This window comes from Robbsia betulipollinis (assembly GCF_026624755.1).
Classification (GTDB): domain Bacteria; phylum Pseudomonadota; class Gammaproteobacteria; order Burkholderiales; family Burkholderiaceae; genus Robbsia; species Robbsia betulipollinis.
Genome location: NZ_JAPMXC010000001.1, coordinates 145,079 through 161,802 on the forward strand (window position 1 = coordinate 145,079; position 16,724 = coordinate 161,802).

The 16,724-nt window shown below is 61.6% G+C and carries 13 protein-coding genes; 6 read left to right on the forward strand and 7 right to left on the reverse strand.

Going from position 1 to position 16,724, the window contains the following annotated elements:
• Window positions 1–49: 49 nt before the first annotated feature.
• Complete coding sequence (locus tag OVY01_RS00680; protein WP_267844897.1) at window positions 50–844, forward strand: glutathione S-transferase family protein; 795 nt, start codon at window positions 50–52, stop codon at window positions 842–844.
• Window positions 841–1,542: an HAD family hydrolase gene (locus OVY01_RS00685; protein ID WP_267844898.1), complete on the forward strand. Its 702-nt coding sequence runs from the start codon at window positions 841–843 to the stop codon at window positions 1,540–1,542. Before OVY01_RS00680 ends, OVY01_RS00685 begins: the two co-directional genes overlap by 4 nt.
• A gap of 35 nt (window positions 1,543–1,577) precedes the next feature.
• Here OVY01_RS00685 and OVY01_RS00690 read toward each other — a convergent pair whose 3' ends face one another.
• Both OVY01_RS00690 and OVY01_RS00695 read right to left on the reverse strand, forming a co-directional pair.
• Window positions 1,578–2,261 carry a response regulator gene (locus tag OVY01_RS00690; RefSeq protein ID WP_267844899.1) on the reverse strand — a complete coding sequence of 228 codons (684 nt, stop codon included), beginning with the start codon at window positions 2,259–2,261 and terminating at the stop codon, window positions 1,578–1,580.
• Window positions 2,258–3,634, reverse strand: a complete 1,377-nt coding sequence (locus OVY01_RS00695) for an ATP-binding protein (RefSeq protein WP_267844900.1) — start codon at window positions 3,632–3,634, stop codon at window positions 2,258–2,260. Before OVY01_RS00695 ends, OVY01_RS00690 begins: the two co-directional genes overlap by 4 nt.
• A gap of 174 nt (window positions 3,635–3,808) precedes the next feature.
• Here OVY01_RS00695 and OVY01_RS00700 point away from each other — a divergent pair, with 174 nt between their 5' ends.
• Genes OVY01_RS00700 through OVY01_RS00710 form a run of 3 tightly spaced genes read left to right on the forward strand, consistent with a single transcriptional unit; the run spans window position 3,809 to window position 9,754 of the window.
• Window positions 3,809–4,957 carry an efflux RND transporter periplasmic adaptor subunit gene (locus tag OVY01_RS00700; protein WP_267844901.1) on the forward strand — a complete coding sequence of 383 codons (1,149 nt, stop codon included), beginning with the start codon at window positions 3,809–3,811 and terminating at the stop codon, window positions 4,955–4,957.
• Window positions 4,958–4,976: 19 nt separating this feature from the next.
• Window positions 4,977–8,219 (forward strand): efflux RND transporter permease subunit, encoded by a 3,243-nt coding sequence (locus tag OVY01_RS00705; protein WP_432422209.1) that lies wholly within the window; start codon window positions 4,977–4,979, stop codon window positions 8,217–8,219.
• Window positions 8,216–9,754, forward strand: coding sequence for an efflux transporter outer membrane subunit (locus OVY01_RS00710; RefSeq protein WP_267844902.1), 1,539 nt, complete (start codon window positions 8,216–8,218; stop codon window positions 9,752–9,754). The genes OVY01_RS00705 and OVY01_RS00710 overlap by 4 nt, the downstream gene beginning before the upstream one ends.
• A gap of 410 nt (window positions 9,755–10,164) precedes the next feature.
• On the opposite strand, the gene OVY01_RS00715 is transcribed toward OVY01_RS00710, so the two are convergent.
• Both OVY01_RS00715 and OVY01_RS00720 read right to left on the reverse strand, forming a co-directional pair.
• Entirely contained in the window at window positions 10,165–10,644 is a 480-nt protein-coding gene (locus OVY01_RS00715) for an MgtC/SapB family protein (RefSeq protein WP_267844903.1), read from the reverse strand.
• Window positions 10,645–10,827: 183 nt separating this feature from the next.
• Window positions 10,828–12,156: an IS4 family transposase gene (locus tag OVY01_RS00720; protein ID WP_267844904.1), complete on the reverse strand. Its 1,329-nt coding sequence runs from the start codon at window positions 12,154–12,156 to the stop codon at window positions 10,828–10,830.
• A gap of 462 nt (window positions 12,157–12,618) precedes the next feature.
• Between OVY01_RS00720 and OVY01_RS00725 the strand changes: the two genes are divergently transcribed.
• Window positions 12,619–14,136 (forward strand): serine/threonine-protein kinase, encoded by a 1,518-nt coding sequence (locus tag OVY01_RS00725; RefSeq protein ID WP_267844905.1) that lies wholly within the window; start codon window positions 12,619–12,621, stop codon window positions 14,134–14,136.
• Window positions 14,137–14,228: 92 nt separating this feature from the next.
• Here OVY01_RS00725 and OVY01_RS00730 read toward each other — a convergent pair whose 3' ends face one another.
• From OVY01_RS00730 to OVY01_RS00740, 3 genes are all read right to left on the reverse strand, one after another.
• The gene (locus tag OVY01_RS00730) at window positions 14,229–15,041 is read right to left on the reverse strand and encodes a TetR/AcrR family transcriptional regulator (RefSeq protein WP_267844906.1); all 813 of its coding nucleotides are present in this window, start codon (window positions 15,039–15,041) and stop codon (window positions 14,229–14,231) included.
• Window positions 15,042–15,105: 64 nt separating this feature from the next.
• Window positions 15,106–15,303 (reverse strand): hypothetical protein, encoded by a 198-nt coding sequence (locus OVY01_RS00735; protein WP_267844907.1) that lies wholly within the window; start codon window positions 15,301–15,303, stop codon window positions 15,106–15,108.
• Window positions 15,304–15,453: 150 nt separating this feature from the next.
• The gene (locus OVY01_RS00740) at window positions 15,454–16,704 is read right to left on the reverse strand and encodes an EAL and HDOD domain-containing protein (RefSeq protein WP_267844908.1); all 1,251 of its coding nucleotides are present in this window, start codon (window positions 16,702–16,704) and stop codon (window positions 15,454–15,456) included.
• Window positions 16,705–16,724 lie beyond the last annotated feature (20 nt).

Sequence of the window (16,724 nt, forward strand, 5' to 3'; positions counted from 1 at the left end):
CATAACGCCGGCGTGCGTCCCGATCGTCTCTTGCCGGGAACCCAGACCCATGCCGCTCGTTTTGCTCGACCATCCGCTGTCGTCCTATGCCCAGAAAGTGAAGATCGCTTTACGGGAAAAAGGCGTGTCTTTCGAGACGCGCATGCCCGAAGGCTTCGGCTCCGGCCGGATCGACAACGATTTCGGTGCGGCCAACCCCCGCACCGAGGTACCGGTCCTGCTGCCCGAGCGTGGCGAGGCGATCTTCGACTCGACGGTTATCCTGGAATACATCGAGGAAACGTGGCCCGCGCCGGCCTTGCTTCCCCCGGCGCCCGCCGCCCGGGCGCGGGCGCGAATCATCGAGGAGCTATGCGACAGCCAGTACGAGGCGGTCAACTGGGGATTCGGCGAACTGCTGTGGTTCCGGCGTGCCGAGGGCGAGTTGGCGGAACGACTCGACGCCGCGGCTCGGCGCGACACGCGCCGCATCCAGGCCTGGTTGACCGCGCAACTGGGTGCCGCGGCATGGTTCGGCGGCGAGCATTTCGGCTGGGCGGACGCCGCGGTCGCGCCCATGCTGAATCGCTCGATTCATTACGGGCTGGGACCGGACGCGGATTCGCCGCTGGCGCTCTGGCATGCGCGCCTTATCGCCCGCCCTTCGGTCCAGCAGACCTTTGCCGAGTTCGATGCGGCCGCCGTGGCGATGGCGCGTATGGCCGATTACTATCGGACCGACGGACGCCGCCGCGAATACCGCGATCACCGTCTGGAGTGGATGATCCGCTCGGGCGGTCTTTCCGTGGTGGCAGCCGGCATCGAGGAACACACGATTCGCTTTTCCTGGCCGGGCCAGTCATGAGCGCCGGTCGGCCACGCGCCGTCGCCTTCGACATCATCGAAACGGTCTTTCCGCTCGAACCCTTGCGTGTGGCGCTGAGTTCGTGGGGGTTACCGGCCGAAGCCCTGGAGACCTGGTTTGCAACGGCCTTGCGCGATGCCTTCGCGCTGGCGACGGTCGACGATTTCGCGCCGTTCGCGCGTGTTCTGAAAGACGCGTTGGAGCACATTCTCGCGATCCACGGCCTGGACGTCACGGACGATCGGCGATCCGCGCTGTTTCGGCAGATGGCCGGTCTGCCGTGCCGCCCGGACGCGATGCAGGCGTTCCGCCTGCTGCACGCGCAGGGCGTACCCATCGTCGCATTGAGCAACGGCGCCGCGGAGACGACCCGCGCCATGCTGACGGGTGCCGGGCTTGCCGCTTGCGTTCACCACGTCGTCTCGGTCGACGACGTGCGGCTTTCCAAACCCCGCAGGGAAGTGTATTGGCACGCCGCGCGGGTGGCGGACGTCGCGCCGGCCGATCTCGCGCTCGTCGCGGTGCATCCCTGGGATATCAATGGCGCCAAGGCCGCGGGTCTCGTCACGGGCTACGTATCCCTCGGACGGCCGTTTTCGGATGTGATGCGCGCACCGGATGTGGTCGGCGAGGGCCTGCGCGATGTCGTGCACGCCCTGTTGTCTCTCGAACCGGGCTCGCCAGCGGCCGGCGGGTGAATTCGTCGACGCGTGTCAACCTCGCGGGTTCCTCTTCACAGCACGAGTTTGAAGCCGACGCCGTACACCGACTGGACGATTTCCTCCCCGGGCGCGACCGCTTCGAATTTGCGCCGGATCTTCTTGACGTGGCTGTCCACCGTGCGGTCCTCGACGATCCGGGCATCGGTGTAGAGCCGGTCCATCAGGGCGTTGCGTGAAAAGACCCGGGAGGGCATGCTGGCCAGCGTGACGAGAAGGCGGAACTCGATAGCCGTGAAATCGATCGCGACGCCCTTGTACGTTGCCTGCAACCGCCCTTCGTGCAATTGCAACGGTCCGTCTTCCGGATGCGCGCGGATCCGGGCGCGCCGCAGGATCGCCTTCACGCGCGCGACCAGTTCCAGGGGGCTGAACGGTTTGCAGACATAGTCGTCGGCACCGATCTCGAGGCCCAGCAGCCGGTCCACTTCCTCGACCTGCGCCGTCACCATGACGATCGGTACGTCGCTTTGCTGGCGCAAATCCCGGCAGATGTCCCGGCCGTTTCGCCCGGGCAGCATCAAATCCAGAATGATCAGTTGCGGCATGTGCTCGGCCACCGCCTTCTGCACGTCGAGACCGTTCGCCAGCCAGCGTGGCGAGTAGCCCGAGGCGCGCAGGAAATCGGCGATGACGAGCGCCAGTTTCGGCTCGTCCTCGACGATCAGGATATCGATGTCCGAATGCGTGTCGCTCATGAAGGATCCTTTTGTCGTGGCAGGACGATGGCGATCCAGAGGCCGCCTTGTGGCGCTTTCGCGGCCGTGATCCGGCCTTCATGCGCTTCAACGATGCTTCGGCAGATGGGCAGGCCCAGACCCGCGCCGCCGGTGGCTCGGCTACGGGATCGCTCGACGCGATAGAATTTTCCGAACAGTGCTTCCAGGGACGCTTCCGGGACGCCGGGGCCGCTGTCCTGAACGTCGATGCGAACATGTCGCGCGTCCTGACCGATTCGCAGATGCACGCGTTCCCCGGCAGGCACATAGCGGAACACATTTTGAAAGACGTTCGAGAAAACCTGCTGCAGGCGGCGCTCGTCCCCGCGCACCCAGCAGGGGCTATCCGAAAATTCGGCGTCGAGCGTGATTCCGGCGTCGGCGAGTTGCCGTTCGATGAGCGGGAGGATGTCGTCGAATGCATCGACGACGTCGATATCCGCGTAATAATACCGAAGCGCACCCGCTTCCGAGAGCGACAAGTGATAAAGATCGTCGACGAGCCGGTTCAAGCGCTGCAATTCGACGGAAAGCGAGTGCATCGCGTCCTGCGTCATCGGCCGAATGCCCACTTCCAGTGCTTCCACCTCGCCGCGCATCACCGCCAGGGGCGTACGCAATTCATGCGACACGTCGGCGACGAGAGAGGCGCGCATTTTTTCGATGCGTTCCAGCGCCTGCGCCAGATGATTGAAGTCCGACTCCAGTTGTCCGAGTTCGCCGCCGGATTCGATGGGCACCCTTGCCTGGAAATCACCGCCCGCAAGGGCGTGCGTGGCGCGTGCGATCCGTTGCAGGGGCATGCCCAACGCCCTCGCGAGCCAGAGCGAAATCAATATCGCCAATAGCGTGGCGATAACGGCCAGCGTCCAGCTGGCATCGCGTTGCTCTTGTTGCAGACGCAGATCGCCGGCCTCGGTCACTTTCTGCACCGGGACGATCAGCAGCCAGCCGACCGTTCTCCGGTCGACCACGATCGGTCTGCGCGGTGCATTGTCGGAAAAGTTTTGATTGCCCGACAGGTATTTCCCATCGGTATCCAGGAGCGTGAAGCGCACGCTGGCGCCGATGAGATCCGCGATCGGCAAGGGCGGGAAAGACGCGTTGCTCGATGGCGCCGTGGGGCGCATCAACTGGTGCCAGAGGTGGCGGTTTTGCTGGAGAAACGCCCAACTGCCGTGCTGGCGATACGCCGCCGCCAATGGCGCCGTGCTGGCCTCCAGGCGTTTCACGTCCTGTTTCGTCAGATATCCTAGAAAACCGGTCTCGAAACTGATGCGTGCGCCCAGCGCCATCGCGCCAATCAGCATGATGTTGACGACCACCATGATGACGAACAGCTTGGTCGTCAAACTAAGCGGTCTTTTTTTGAAAGTGGCGCTTTTGGGCAAGGAGATCATGAGCGTCATTCTACCCAGGTAATCACCCCCGCAGACATGGCGTTTTTCATTTCCTAATTTCCTGCAAGATTGGTACGCATAATCGGCACATTGGATAGAACGCGACTTTTGCCTGGGCTGACCTTCATGCGACTCCTGTCTTTCGTGCGTTACGGCATTGCGACGATTTTTCTGATATGCGCGCTGGCGGCATGCTCACGCAACAAGCAAAACACGCCGCAAAAATTACAGACCGTTTCCGTGATTACGGTGCGAAATACGCCTTATGGCCAGTCGGTATCGCTACCCGGGCGCACCACTGCGTACATGACGTCGCCCGTCACGCCGCAGGTGACAGGCATCATACGGAAACGCATGTTTACGGAAGGCGGCAATGTTCGCGAGGGTCAGGTTCTGTATCAGATTGATCCGGATTCCTACAAGGCCACCTATGATGCGGACGTCGCCAATCTGGAAAAGGCCAAGGCGGCGCTGCTTTCGGCCAAACCCATCGCCGAGCGGGATCAATCGTTGGCGGCCATCGATGCCATCAGCAAAGAAACATTGGAAGAAGCGCAGGCGACGCTGAAGCAGGACGAGGCGACCATCCAGGCGGATGAGGCCACGGTCGAAGGCGCGCGGATCAATCTCGCGTATACGCGCGTGACCGCACCGATCAGCGGCACGATCGGCGCGTCCACGTATACGCCGGGCGCGCTGGTCACCGCGGACCAAACGACGGCGCTCGCGACCATTTACGCGTATGACCCGATGTACCTCGACGTGACCCAGTCCAGCACCGAAGTGCTGGCCCTGCGCAAGAAACTCGCCAGCGGTGCGCTGAAGTCCGACGGCAGCGGCAATGCCAAAGTCAAGATTACGCTGGAGGACGGTACGACGTACGCCCATGAAGGTACCCTGCAGTTCGCCGGTGTCGGCGTGGACCAGACGACCGGCACGATCACGTTGCGGGTGGTCGTGCCGAACCCCGAAAAACTTCTGCTGCCGGGGGAGTATCTGCACGGTCTGGTGGAGCAGGGCGTGGATGAGAAGGCCATCCTCGTGCCGCAGCAATCGGTGACGCACGATGCACGAGGCAATGCGACGGCGCTGATCGTCGACGCCCGGAACAAGATCGAACAACGCACGCTGACTCTCTCGGGAACGGCGGACAACAACGAGTGGGTGGTCACGGGTGGCTTGTCGCCGGGAGATCGGATCGTCGTGACCGGCTCGCAGTTCGTGAGCCAGGGCGACACCGTGAAGCCGGTCGAGTCCGCGGTCGCAACGAACTGAACGGAGCACGCCCATGCGCATCGCGCACTTTTTCATCGACAGACCCATCTTCGCCTGGGTGCTGGCCATCATCGTGACGTTGAGCGGCGCATTTGCGATCACGCAACTGCCGCTGGACCAGTACCCGACCATCGCGCCGCCGACGATCCAGATCAGCGCCACCTATGACGGCGCATCCGCTCAGACCAATCAGGACGCGGTCGTCCAGGTCATCGAGCAGCAGATGGTGGGATTGGACAACCTGATGTACATGTCGTCGACCGCGAACTCGGAAGGCAACGTCACCATCAAGCTGACATTCGGGGCGGGTACCAATCCGAATACGGCGCAGGTGGAGGTGCAGGATCAGTTGCAGTCCGCGAACGCGCTGCTGCCGGAACAGGTGCAGGAGAGCGGCGTCACCGTCAGGAAGGCCTCGCCGGACACGTTCCTGGTGTTCAATCTCGTGTCCGAAGACGGAAAGATGGACAAGGCCGCGGTCGCCGATTATCTGTACAGCGATCTGGAGGAGAAGATCGAGCGTTTGCCCGGTGTCGGACAGGCGCAACAATACGGGTATGAATACGCGATGCGGATCTGGCTGGACCCGAACAAGCTGCAAAAATATTCGCTGATGCCCTCGGATGTCGTTACCGCGATCGACGCGCAGAACGACGATATCGCCGCCGGCGAGTTGGGTGCGACGCCAGCGGTGAAGGGGCAGGAACTGGATGCGACCATCACCGCCCGCAGCCGCCTTACCACCGCCGATCAATTCCGCAACATCGTACTCAAGACCGAGACCGACGGTGCGCAGATTCTGTTGAGCGACGTCGCGCGGGTCGCCCTCGGACCGCAGGAATACACCGTCGAGACCAACTTCGACAACAAGCCCGCATCCGGTCTGGGCCTGCAACTGGCGCCCGGCGCCAACGAAGTGCAGGTGGACAAGGAAGTGCACGACTTCCTGAGCAAGCAGTCCGCGACTTTTCCGGCGGGTCTGAAGGTCGAATATCCCTACGAGATGGTGCCGTTCATCAAGACCTCGATCGAGGAGGTGGTGAAGACGCTCGTCGTGGCCATCGTACTGGTGGTCGCGATCATGTACCTGTTCCTGCAGAACCTGCGCACCACGCTGATACCGGCGATCGCGGTGCCCGTCGTGCTGCTTGGCACGTTCGGCATCCTGAAGCTGTTCAACTATTCGATCAATATGCTGACGATGTTCGGTCTGGTTCTGGCGATCGGATTGTTGGTGGACGATGCGATCGTCGTGGTCGAAAACGTCGAACGCCTGATGTCGGAGGAAAACCTGTCTCCGCGGGAGGCAACCCGCAAGTCCATGACCGAAATCAGCAGTGCGCTGGTGGCCATCGCGATGGTGTTGTCCGCGGTGCTGTTGCCGATGGCCTTCTTCGGCGGCTCCACCGGCATCATCTATCGCCAGTTCTCGGTGTCGGTGGTTTCCGCGATGATCCTGTCCGTGCTGGTGGCGCTGACGTTCACGCCGGCCTTGTGCGCGACGCTTCTGAAGGAAGGACACGAGAAACCCAAGGGGTGGTTTTTCAGCCGCTTCAATCGCGGTTTCGACAAGCTCACCGCGAAATACCGCCGCGGCGTCGACCAGCTCCTGCATCATCGCAAACCGGCCGTCATCGTCTATCTTCTGCTCGCCGCCGGCGCCGGGCTGTTGTTCGTGCGCCTGCCGACGGCATTCCTGCCCACGGAGGACCAGGGCGTGCTCATGGTGACGGTGACGGCACCGGTAGGGTCCACGCGCGAACGTACGGAGGCGACGATGGCGAAGGTCGAGGATTACATGCTCAAGCAGCCGGCGGTTTCCGAGGTGTTCAACATCGCGGGGTACGCGACGGGGAGCAACGGACAGAATGTCGGCATGATGTACGTCAAGTTGAAGGACTGGAGTCAGCGCACGGCTGCCGCCGACACGGCGCAAGGGTTCGTACGGAAGGCATCGCACGATTTCGCGCAATCGATTCGGGATGCAAAAGTGGTGGTTCTGCAGCCGCCCTCGGTGCGCGGTCTGGGCATCAGTTCCGGCTTCGACATGGAACTGGTGGACGAAGGCAACGTGGGGCACACGGCACTGGCGGCAGCGCGCGACAAACTGATTTCGATGGCCAATGCGAGCGGCGTCGTGCGCCAGGTCCGGTTCAACGGCTTGCGCGACACGCCGCAACTCGCGCTCGACATCGACGACCACAAGGCGAGCGCGATGGGTCTGGCGGTCAGCGATATCAACACGACGGTCGAGGACACGCTGGGCGGCGAATACGTCAACGAGTTTCTCGATCAGGATCGCATCAAGAAGGTGTACGTCCAGGCCGATGCGCCGTTTCGCATGACGCCGGAGTCACTGCAGCACTGGTATGTCCGCAATACGGCGGGCACGATGGTGCCGTTCTCGGCGTTCGCCACGTCGCACTGGACCTATGGCGCGCCGGAGCTTGACCGCTATAACGGTGAATCGTCGTTCGAAATCGTCGGCGATCCCGCGCCGGGCGTGAGTTCCGGACAAGCGATGCAAACGATGGAGCAACTCGTGGCGAAATTGCCCAAGGGCATCACATCCGCCTGGACCGGACTGTCCTATCAAGAGCAATTGTCGGGCGGACAGGCGCCTTATCTGTATGCGGTGTCGTTGCTGTTCGTCTTTCTGTGCCTCGCGGCCCTGTACGAAAGCTGGTCCGTGCCCCTGGCGGTGCTTCTGGTCGTGCCGCTGGGAGTGCTGGGCGCCGCGTCGGCGACAACGCTGCGCGCCTTGTCGAACGACGTCTATTTCCAGGTAGGACTGCTCGTGACCGTGGGATTGTCGTCGAAGAACGCGATCTTGATCGTGGAGTTCGCGGTGATGCTGGAGAAGGAGGGCCTGTCCACGCTGAAAGCCATCGAACAGGCGGTGGCGCTGCGAATCCGTCCGATCATCATGACGTCGCTGGCGTTCCTGCTCGGCGTCGCGCCACTCGTGGTGGCAACCGGGGCCGGGGCCGCTGCGCGTCAGTCGATCGGAACCGGCGTGTTCGGCGGTACGCTGCTGGGTACGTTGCTCGGCATTTTCTTTACGCCGCTCGCCTATTTCGTGGTGCGCGGGCTGCCGGGCGGGAATGGGCGGAAACCTGCCGCGCCCGGGGGCGGCGGCGACGGTCCGAAGCAGGCCGACGATGGCGCGCAGACGCCGGGTGCGGAGCAAACGTCGCGTTCGCGCACGGAAGCGGACACCGGAGACGGCATGCCGGCTTCGACGAAAGGAGGCGCGGCATGAAGGCGGTCATTCGTGGGTTCCTCGCCGCGACGGCGGTCGCGGGGATGAGCGTGCTGGGCGCCTGCGTGAATCTGGCGCCGCATTATCAGCGGCCCGCCGCGCCGGTGCCCGCCGCATGGTCCAACGCGGCGGCGGCGGAGGCGGCGTCGGGATCGACGACGGAATCGACGACGGAATCGACGACGGAATCGCCTACCCCCGCCGCGAACAATCCCGACGTCATGGCCGCCGACATCGGCTGGCGCACGTTCTTCACCGAGCCGCGGCTGCAGCGCACCATTGCGCTGGCATTGTCGAACAATCGCGATCTGCGTATCGCGCTGCTGAATATCGAAAAGGAACGTGCCGAGTACCGCATTCAGCGCGCGTCGCTGTTTCCCACGATCGGCGTGAATACGAGCCAGGATGCCGAGCGCATTCCCAACTCGGTACGGCTCGCGGAGGCGGGAGAGTCCCAAAATACCGCGGAAACGTCGAGCGGCACGGTTTCGCATATCTATGGGGCGGATCTGGGCGTCACATCCTACGAGCTCGATCTCTTCGGCCGGGTGCGCAATCTGAGCAAGGTCGCGCTGGAGACGTATCTCGGGACGATGGAGACCCGGCGCAGCACGCAAATCAGCCTGGTATCGGATGTGGCAAACGACTGGTTGACGCTCGCTTCGGACAAACGCCTGCTGGCGATCGCGCAGCAAACGCTCGCGAGCGAGCAGCACACTTTCACTCTGGTGGGGCAGGAGCATGCCCTGGGAGCGGCCAGCGGACTCGACTACGAAGAAGCGCGCGCGAGCCTGCAGTCCGCCCGCAATGCCGTCGCGCAGGACACGACCACGGCGGCGCAGGCACGCGATGCGCTGGAATTGGTCGTGGGCACCACGGTGCCCGATGCGGACCTGCCCGACGCCGAGGTCGATCCGGTGACGAGCATCACCCAAATCCCCGCAGGCGTGCCTTCCACGGTATTGCAGCAGCGCCCCGATGTGCTCGCGGCCGAACATACGCTGGAGGCGGACAACGCGGATATCGGTGCCGCCCGCGCGAATTTTTTCCCCACCATCAGTCTCACGGCGTTGACCGGTTTCGAAAGCCCGGCGTTGTCGTCGCTATTCAAGGGCGCGAACCGGCAATGGGCATTCGAACCCGCGATCTCCCTGCCGATTTTCGACGGGGGATCGAACCGGGCGACGCTGGATGCCGCGAAGGTGACGCTGCGCGTCGACGTGGCGACGTATGAAAAGACGATCCAGACGGCGTTCGAGGAGGTGGCGAATGCGTTGGCCACGCGTGCGACCATCGGTGAGCAGCTCGATGCGCAGACGCAAACCGTGGATGCGGATCAGCATGCGTATGACCTGTCCATGGCGCTCTACCGTCAGGGCAACGAAAGTCTGCTGGACATGCTGACCGAACAGCGCTTGCTGTATGCCGCCCAGCAGTCTCTGGTGGCAACGCAACTGTCGGCGCAGACCAGTCTGGTTACGTTGTACGCCGCGCTGGGCGGTGGGCTGGATGCGCAGGACATCGCCAGGAAGTAGGTAAGGGCGGCGCGCGGTATCACGGCCCGTAGCCTGGTCGTGATACCGCGTGTGGCACGAAATCAACGCTCGGCGACGAAGGGCGAGGCGGGGCAGAGCAGGAAAAACGCAATGGACCAATCAATTAAAAAGCAACTAACAGTCAAAACACCACCACCACAAAATACTTTCACAACCGCGCTACCTCCCCAAACATCGTCATCCATAACGACCTACCGTACAACCAATGCATTCGAGACCGCCATAAAAATGACCACCCGATTTTCATCACTAAAATATTATCCTGATAATAAGACTTATCAGGATAAAAGCGGTCATGAGGGTTCTCGTTTTTGGTTGGCCGCCGGCCTACGGCAGCCTTCCCGGAGCGACGCGACGCGACGCGTGCGTTGATCGCCGACAGCCGCGCTTTACCTCGCGCCGCCTTTGAAACGGCGCAAAAGCGACAGGATGATCAATGCCAGGACGGTGCTGATGACGGCGGTCGCTTCTCGGCCCATGCCGGCGGACACCCCGATGGCCGCCGTCAGCCACAGGCTGGCGGCGGTGGTCAGACCGTAGACTTCGCGATTCTTGTCGACCTTGATGATGGCGCCCGCGCCCAGAAAGCCTATGCCGGCAATGAGCCCCTGCAACACGCGGCTCATGTCGATGATCGTCATCCCGCTTTGTAACGGGATAAGTATGAAAATGGCCGCCCCGAGCCCCACCAGCATATGCGTTCGCAACCCCGCCGCGGATCGACGGCTTTCCCGCTCATAGCCCAGCGCGCCACTCAGGACGATGGCAACGGACAGACGGATGAGGAGCTGGGTCCATTGCGACAGGTCGTGCAGGTCGGAAAATTCCTTTATCGCGACCTGACTGATCTCCCGGAACAAAGGGGCCATGCGCGACGCTCCATGACGAATAAGGGATGCGTGGATTCTAGCATTGCGGCATGCGCGTCATTTTCCGGCAAGCTGCTGCGGCAGGAATTCCGCGGCACTGCAAAGGAGGCGGGATTCTGGTCGATGATCGGCAGACCGTCGTCGACGATATACGAACCCTAGTGCCATCTCGTTATACAGAAGTCATGAACCTTCGCGCAGTATCTGAACCATGGATGCGGCATCCAGGGTCCGTTGCATGCCGATCCAAATCGTTTTGGCGCCTGGCTCGCCATCGCTTTTACGTCCCAGGAAGCCCCCCAGCGAGGCGACCAGATGTATCATCCGGTTCAGCGTGACCGGCGTTTTTGGCACGACCTTTTTCGACAACAGATGCGCGCCTCGTATCTCGTCGGCATCGAAGAACATCGATGCATCCAGGTCTGGACAGTTTCTTCCCAAGCGCATCAGCCGCGCGATCCGCCACGCCACCACCATGTACAACACCAGCGCGCGTTCGATTCGATCGATCTGCGAGAGTTGCAAGGCCTCGACCTTGCATCCGGTCTTTAAAACATGGAAGAACATTTCGATCTCCCAGCGCGCCCGGTACCAATCGATCAACTCCATCACCGCCGCGGCATCCGTCGCTTCGCGGTTGGTCAGCAAACGCCACACAATCGGCGTGGTGCCAGCCAGCGCGTCAATCTCCTGTGCCATCACACACGTAAAAGCCGTTCCCATTTTCCCGGCCAGCTTTACGCGCTGCGCGCGCAGCACCTGCTTTACCTCCCGCGCTTTCTGGCCCGCGCGTCCTGGCAAGATGAACGTGATCTCCCCCAGCACATCGCTCGCGTCGAGCGTTTCCCACAGCCGGGCGTGATCATCGAGCACGCGGTCGTGTTGGGCGCGAATCAACCAGTCCGCCGGCTGCCCCAGTGCCTGCGCGCGCGCCATCAACGCCGCGATGTCGCCCTCCCGATCCGTTACATACACCAGGCGCGTGTACGGGAGCAACGCGGCTTGTTCGGCGATGCGCTCATAGCCTTCGATCCACCGTATGCTTTCCTTGATGCCCCCACGATGACCCTCGGCATCGCGCGCCTCCCGCGCCCACATCCAGGCATCGAGCACGCCCAACGGTTCCCGATCGGGCGTGACGGCATAGGTCGGGTGCAGATACATGCCGCGTTGCGCCTCAAAGCTCAACGGGCCAAGGCCTTCGGCCTCCTGGCCGTTGAAGTTCAGCTCGGTCGTGTCAGCCAGGCATAACACCACCGGGAAGTGACTTGCCCGCTCGGCCGTGCGCGCCCAATGCGGGCGCATTACCTCGGACCATTCGACCTCCTCGTTGCCCAGAAACCGGTACGCGCCCATCGTCTCCGACCAGCCCTCGCAGGCATCGGGGATGCTGGCCGTGGGCCGCGCGGCAAATCGCTTGAGGAGCGTCTTCGCACGGCTGTCGCGCCGCGGATCGCCCAGATCCAGTGCGTCGAATTCTTCGTCCACCCACGCCCCCGACTTGGTGTTCATTTATCCTCGAAAATCTGAGAGTAAACGCCACTTCGGCTCAGTCTACAAGTCTTTTGGCTGCGCAGATCTGTCAGATTTCCGTGTTCATGAACCATCCGGGGTCACGACTTCTGTATAACGAGATGCCCTAGTGCGCCCCGCGCGAGAAATGTCGCCCTTTGCCTTCGATTCGTCCTCTACGGGAACGGCGCGGTATCTGTCAGTAAATATTATTTACTATAAAAAATAATTTTTTATCGAAGCCGCACGTATTTTGATATAAGTGTCCCGCGCATAGTGATTCAATCGCTTTATTTGGAGAAACATCACATGCCGACAGACTCAATCCGACACCGCCTCGGTAATTTCCAAGAGGTCGCCGCGCCACATCCTTGTCTTTCGAATCGGGTCCGGCGGCACGCATCGCCTTGTGAAGCAGCGGGGCTCAACGCGCATATAGCGCGTGTTACAAATGACCCGTTATTGCAGGAAGCTGAGCGCGTCAGCCGTGCGCGCCCTAGCGTGCCGCCCGGCCTTGCCGCGTTGCGGGCCATGTTGTTGCCGAGCATGGTCCGCACGGCAAGCGCGATGGATGGCGCCGGAGCCAATAAAGCGGGCACTGTAAAACTTGATAATCCCTTTGATTGCACGCAGGGGTTCCTCAAGCCAGGTACTTCGCCGGCAGTGTCGCCAACATTAGCGCGAGTACTCGCATCGCAGCGGCGTGTTCATCCTGGCACGGACGCTCCGGATTCAAGCAAGCTATCCGCGCGGGACTCGGATGGCCTGCAGTGGAACGGCGAGAACCGCGTCTTTTTGAAGGTAGACAACGCTTACCCCAAGATTGCCGAACAGAACGGCAATCGCTATGTCATCACCGGGCCGTGCAAACAGAGGATGCATGTGCGATTGACGGACGGACAGTTCCATGTCGAAACTGCACGGGAACGGCTAAAAAACATTTTCGTGGTGGGATCGAGCGGACGGAAGCGGGCGCGTGGCGAGGATGTGCTCATGGACTGCGGTTATACGTTGGAGAGCGCCAATGCATTGCTTTCGACATATGCATTCCCAGCGCGGGGCTTTTACACTGCGTACGAATTTTCCCTGCATATCGAAGCGTGGGAGGTGCTGCCACGTTGGGCAAAACGTTTCAAGATTGCGCCTCAGGGCGGCTCATCTGTGGCCGGCGCTGCTGTCGTTTCCGAGTCGGCGGATACACCGTCGGCCATTCATGCGTTTCTCACAACGCCTGCGGATTCGCGAATCAACCCAGCGGTGCGGCGCGACCCGTTGGCATTTTCGACGGATATCGACGAGGCGCTTCCCGGCCCATCACAACGGCCCGACGGTAGCCTGGAAGGCAGCGTCCCGGAACAGGAAATAGAGGACGCCGTGCCTTTGTCCGACACATCGTTCGACGAGTTGATCGAGGTGTGGGATGCCTCAAAACCCGGGCATCGGATGTCGCTTCGCTTGGGAAGCAAATTGGGTGACGGCCATTGGGGGACCGTTTATAAAGATGCAGAGGATCCAGCTTTTGTGATCAAGCGCTATTTCCAACTCGACGACGATGACGAGGCGATTGACGAAATTTATACGGCTCGCTGCGAAGGGGAGGCATTCAGGCGCTTGTATGGAGACGACAGCGCGCAGCATTTGAAGGAAGAAGACGGAACGCAATATTTGAGGATGTATCGTATTCCCGGGGTGCCATTGCACGTCCTGACCGAAAATTCGCTACCGATCGACGCGGTCGAACGCTATGTCGACATGCTCGAGAAGCTGCGGCGACAAGGCATTATGCATGGTGACCTTCATTCCGAAAACATATTATGGGATGGTGAGTTTTTCTGGCCTATCGATATGCAAGACATCTCAGCGAATTATTTCGCTGCGAACAATGAAAGCAAAGCGGAATATAACCAAATGGGAGAAGACGACTGGCAAGACGTCTATACCGAGATTGTCGCGAAGATGCCCTCGGCGGGGAAACCATGACGATCATTTCGCCATCGAAACAACCGCCTACGCCCGAGGCAGTAGCCAAGACGTTTGAATCGCCGAACGCGCACGCATGACGGTCCACACACCTAACCAGCCGGACTCACATTGCGCTGCGGGCGCGCCTTACGCAACGGTTTGATCGCCGATTCCATGGCAGGGGAAGCCGTGCCGTTCGCCACGGATGCCCGCAATCGACGCGTGGCGACTCTTGCAGGCTTGATGGTTTCGTCGGCGGGTGCTTCGCGGCCCAGTGCGTCCGCCTCGGCCTCGCCCCGAATCACGAGCGCCATGATGCGCGCCAGCTGCCGGTTGACATGCTTCGCGCCCAGATAACGGTCGGTCGCATCGGGACTGGTCGCGGCCAGGTGCTCCATCGCGCCATGCAGGATCGACGCCTCGGCGAAGGCATCGGCGCGTTTGCGCGCGCCACGTGCCGGATTGACCGACAGGATGCACTCGGCGAAGTCGCGAATGAAGGGGGTGAAGGTATTCATCCGCAGCGCTTCGAACCGCTTGTCGCCCCGGCTCGCCTCGGTATTCCTGAACCGCAGCGCCGGCCGGTGTCGTGCCCAGACGGCATTGAGTCCCTCGATCATCGCGCCAGCCTGCCGTTCGAGTTTGTCCCGGTACCATGGCTCCTCGAAGATCTTGCGCAGCTTCGCCAGGTCGCGACCGGCTTCCTCTCCCAGTGCAAAAAGAACATCCTTGGGATCGTCGAAATACATATAGAAGCTCGCGGGCGACGTGCCGGCTTCGGCCGCGATGCCGACGGCAGTCAATTCGACCGGCGAACAAGTGCGCAGCAGGAGGCGCGTCGCTTCCATCAGCCGGGCGCGTGTTTCACGTCCCTTGCGGCCCAGGATCTGTCCCTGTTTGTTCGTGGGGGCTTCCGTTTCCATCGACAATTCCGTACGCAAAATAGGGGGATACGTCGTCTTTCCGGTTCGGGCGAGTCCGTTGCCGTCAGGCCGCCGATGCGCCTGGTCGATCCAGTGACCTCAGCATGTCGCTGACGGCTTTTTCGTTGCGGCGCACATATTCGGTGACGCGTTGTTCCATGAACAGATTCAGGTAATCGATTTCCGCAAGGGCATGATGGTGTTTCAGAGAGTGCGGGTCGGCATCGTCGGTCAAGGTGACGGGCGTCGAGTCGTTCTGCATGGCTTGCTCCTTGCGGTTACATTCATACCTGCGGGAATGGCAAGCTTTTCCATCGCTTGTTTCTATGAGAACGGCAGGCGACGAAATTTCTGAAGCTATTTCGGTGCCGTCCAGGCGGCGTCGACGGAAGGCGGTCGGTGCCCCGGAACGTCACGATGGCAGCAACGATCGCAAAAAGCCGGTGCCGAAATCGGCGCCGTCGATCGCGGCCGATATGCGTCCCAAGGCGATACGCACTTCGCCCCGTTCGAGGTGTTCGGCGATATCGAGCAATCTGCCCAGTTCTCCTTCGCGGTACGCGATCGCGGCTTTGATCGACGGTGCCAGCGGCAACTCTTCGACGAACGTTCTTGCATCGGTTCCGTACATGACGTGCAGCAGCGACAACATCCCCGTCAGATAGGCCGTCTGCTCATATCGGTCGTCGGCGACGCGAACTTTTCGCGATATTTTCGCCATCAGGCTCGCCCGGCGCTGGGCCAGACCCACCAGCGGATCTTCCGTGGCGGGCAAGCCATCCGGATTCGCATAGAGAAGCAGGCAGCACCACTGGATCAGACGGCGGCTACCGGCAATCGCGAGGGCCTGCTTGATGGAGGACACCCGGTTCGCGCCGCCCTGGCTTTTCTCGCCGCTGTTCGCCAGGCGAAGCAACTGGGTGATGAGCAGCGGCGTTTCGCGCAATGCCGCCGCAACGGTTGCATGCTCGGCGTCGTCCAGCAGAAGTTGCAGCACCCGCAATACGAGCCCGCCGGACGGGAGGGCCTTCTTGGCGCGAACCAGTTGCGGTTTGCTGAAGTAATAGCCCTGTATCAGGTCGCAGCCAAGTTCGAGCGCGGCCTCGTGGTCGAGCCGGTTTTCCACGTTGCCGGCGAGCACCTGCTTGCCTTTTTTCTTGAAATAACCGACCAGGTCCGGTAGGTCATAGGGCGCGACATGCGGCCAATCGATCTTGACGATATCCAGACAGGGCAGGAAGGTCTGGATGTCACCGCTCAGGCGCCGGACGCCGCCCAGGGCAATCCGAAAGCCCATCTGCCGCAGTTTCTCGCAGCGTTCGCGCAGTGCCGCCGAGAGCGTCGTGTATTCGACGATTTCCAGGACGAACTGTCCGGCAGGCAGAACCTCGATGGTGGCCGAGCACAGCAATTCCTCGGAACACGCCAGATGACCGTCCGACCCTCCCAGCAGGACGTCGAAACCGAACGAACCCAATGCGCGCGCGATAACGCCCGACGAGCACAGGAAGTCTTCGTCGCGAACCGCGGTGGCGCACGCCGCATGGCGCAAATGCAATTCGTACGCGACCAGCGCGCCGCGCCGGTCCATGACCGGTTGGCGAGCGACGAAAACGTCGCTCGTCTCATCGAAAACGTCGATGCGTTGTTTCGTTTTTCCCATTGGATCCATACATTCAACGA

What these genes read in the sequence shown, in the direction of transcription:
- OVY01_RS00680 (WP_267844897.1), top strand. Translation starts at nt 50, where the DNA reads ATGCCGCTCGTTTTGCTCGACCATCCGCTGTCGTCCTATGCCCAGAAA.
- OVY01_RS00685 (WP_267844898.1), top strand. Translation starts at nt 841, where the DNA reads ATGAGCGCCGGTCGGCCACGCGCCGTCGCCTTCGACATCATCGAAACG.
- OVY01_RS00690 (WP_267844899.1), bottom strand. Translation starts at nt 2,261, where the DNA reads ATGAGCGACACGCATTCGGACATCGATATCCTGATCGTCGAGGACGAG.
- OVY01_RS00700 (WP_267844901.1), top strand. Translation starts at nt 3,809, where the DNA reads ATGCGACTCCTGTCTTTCGTGCGTTACGGCATTGCGACGATTTTTCTG.
- OVY01_RS00710 (WP_267844902.1), top strand. Translation starts at nt 8,216, where the DNA reads ATGAAGGCGGTCATTCGTGGGTTCCTCGCCGCGACGGCGGTCGCGGGG.
- OVY01_RS00715 (WP_267844903.1), bottom strand. Translation starts at nt 10,644, where the DNA reads ATGGCCCCTTTGTTCCGGGAGATCAGTCAGGTCGCGATAAAGGAATTT.
- OVY01_RS00720 (WP_267844904.1), bottom strand. Translation starts at nt 12,156, where the DNA reads ATGAACACCAAGTCGGGGGCGTGGGTGGACGAAGAATTCGACGCACTG.
- OVY01_RS00730 (WP_267844906.1), bottom strand. Translation starts at nt 15,041, where the DNA reads ATGGAAACGGAAGCCCCCACGAACAAACAGGGACAGATCCTGGGCCGC.
- OVY01_RS00735 (WP_267844907.1), bottom strand. Translation starts at nt 15,303, where the DNA reads ATGCAGAACGACTCGACGCCCGTCACCTTGACCGACGATGCCGACCCG.
- OVY01_RS00740 (WP_267844908.1), bottom strand. Translation starts at nt 16,704, where the DNA reads ATGGGAAAAACGAAACAACGCATCGACGTTTTCGATGAGACGAGCGAC.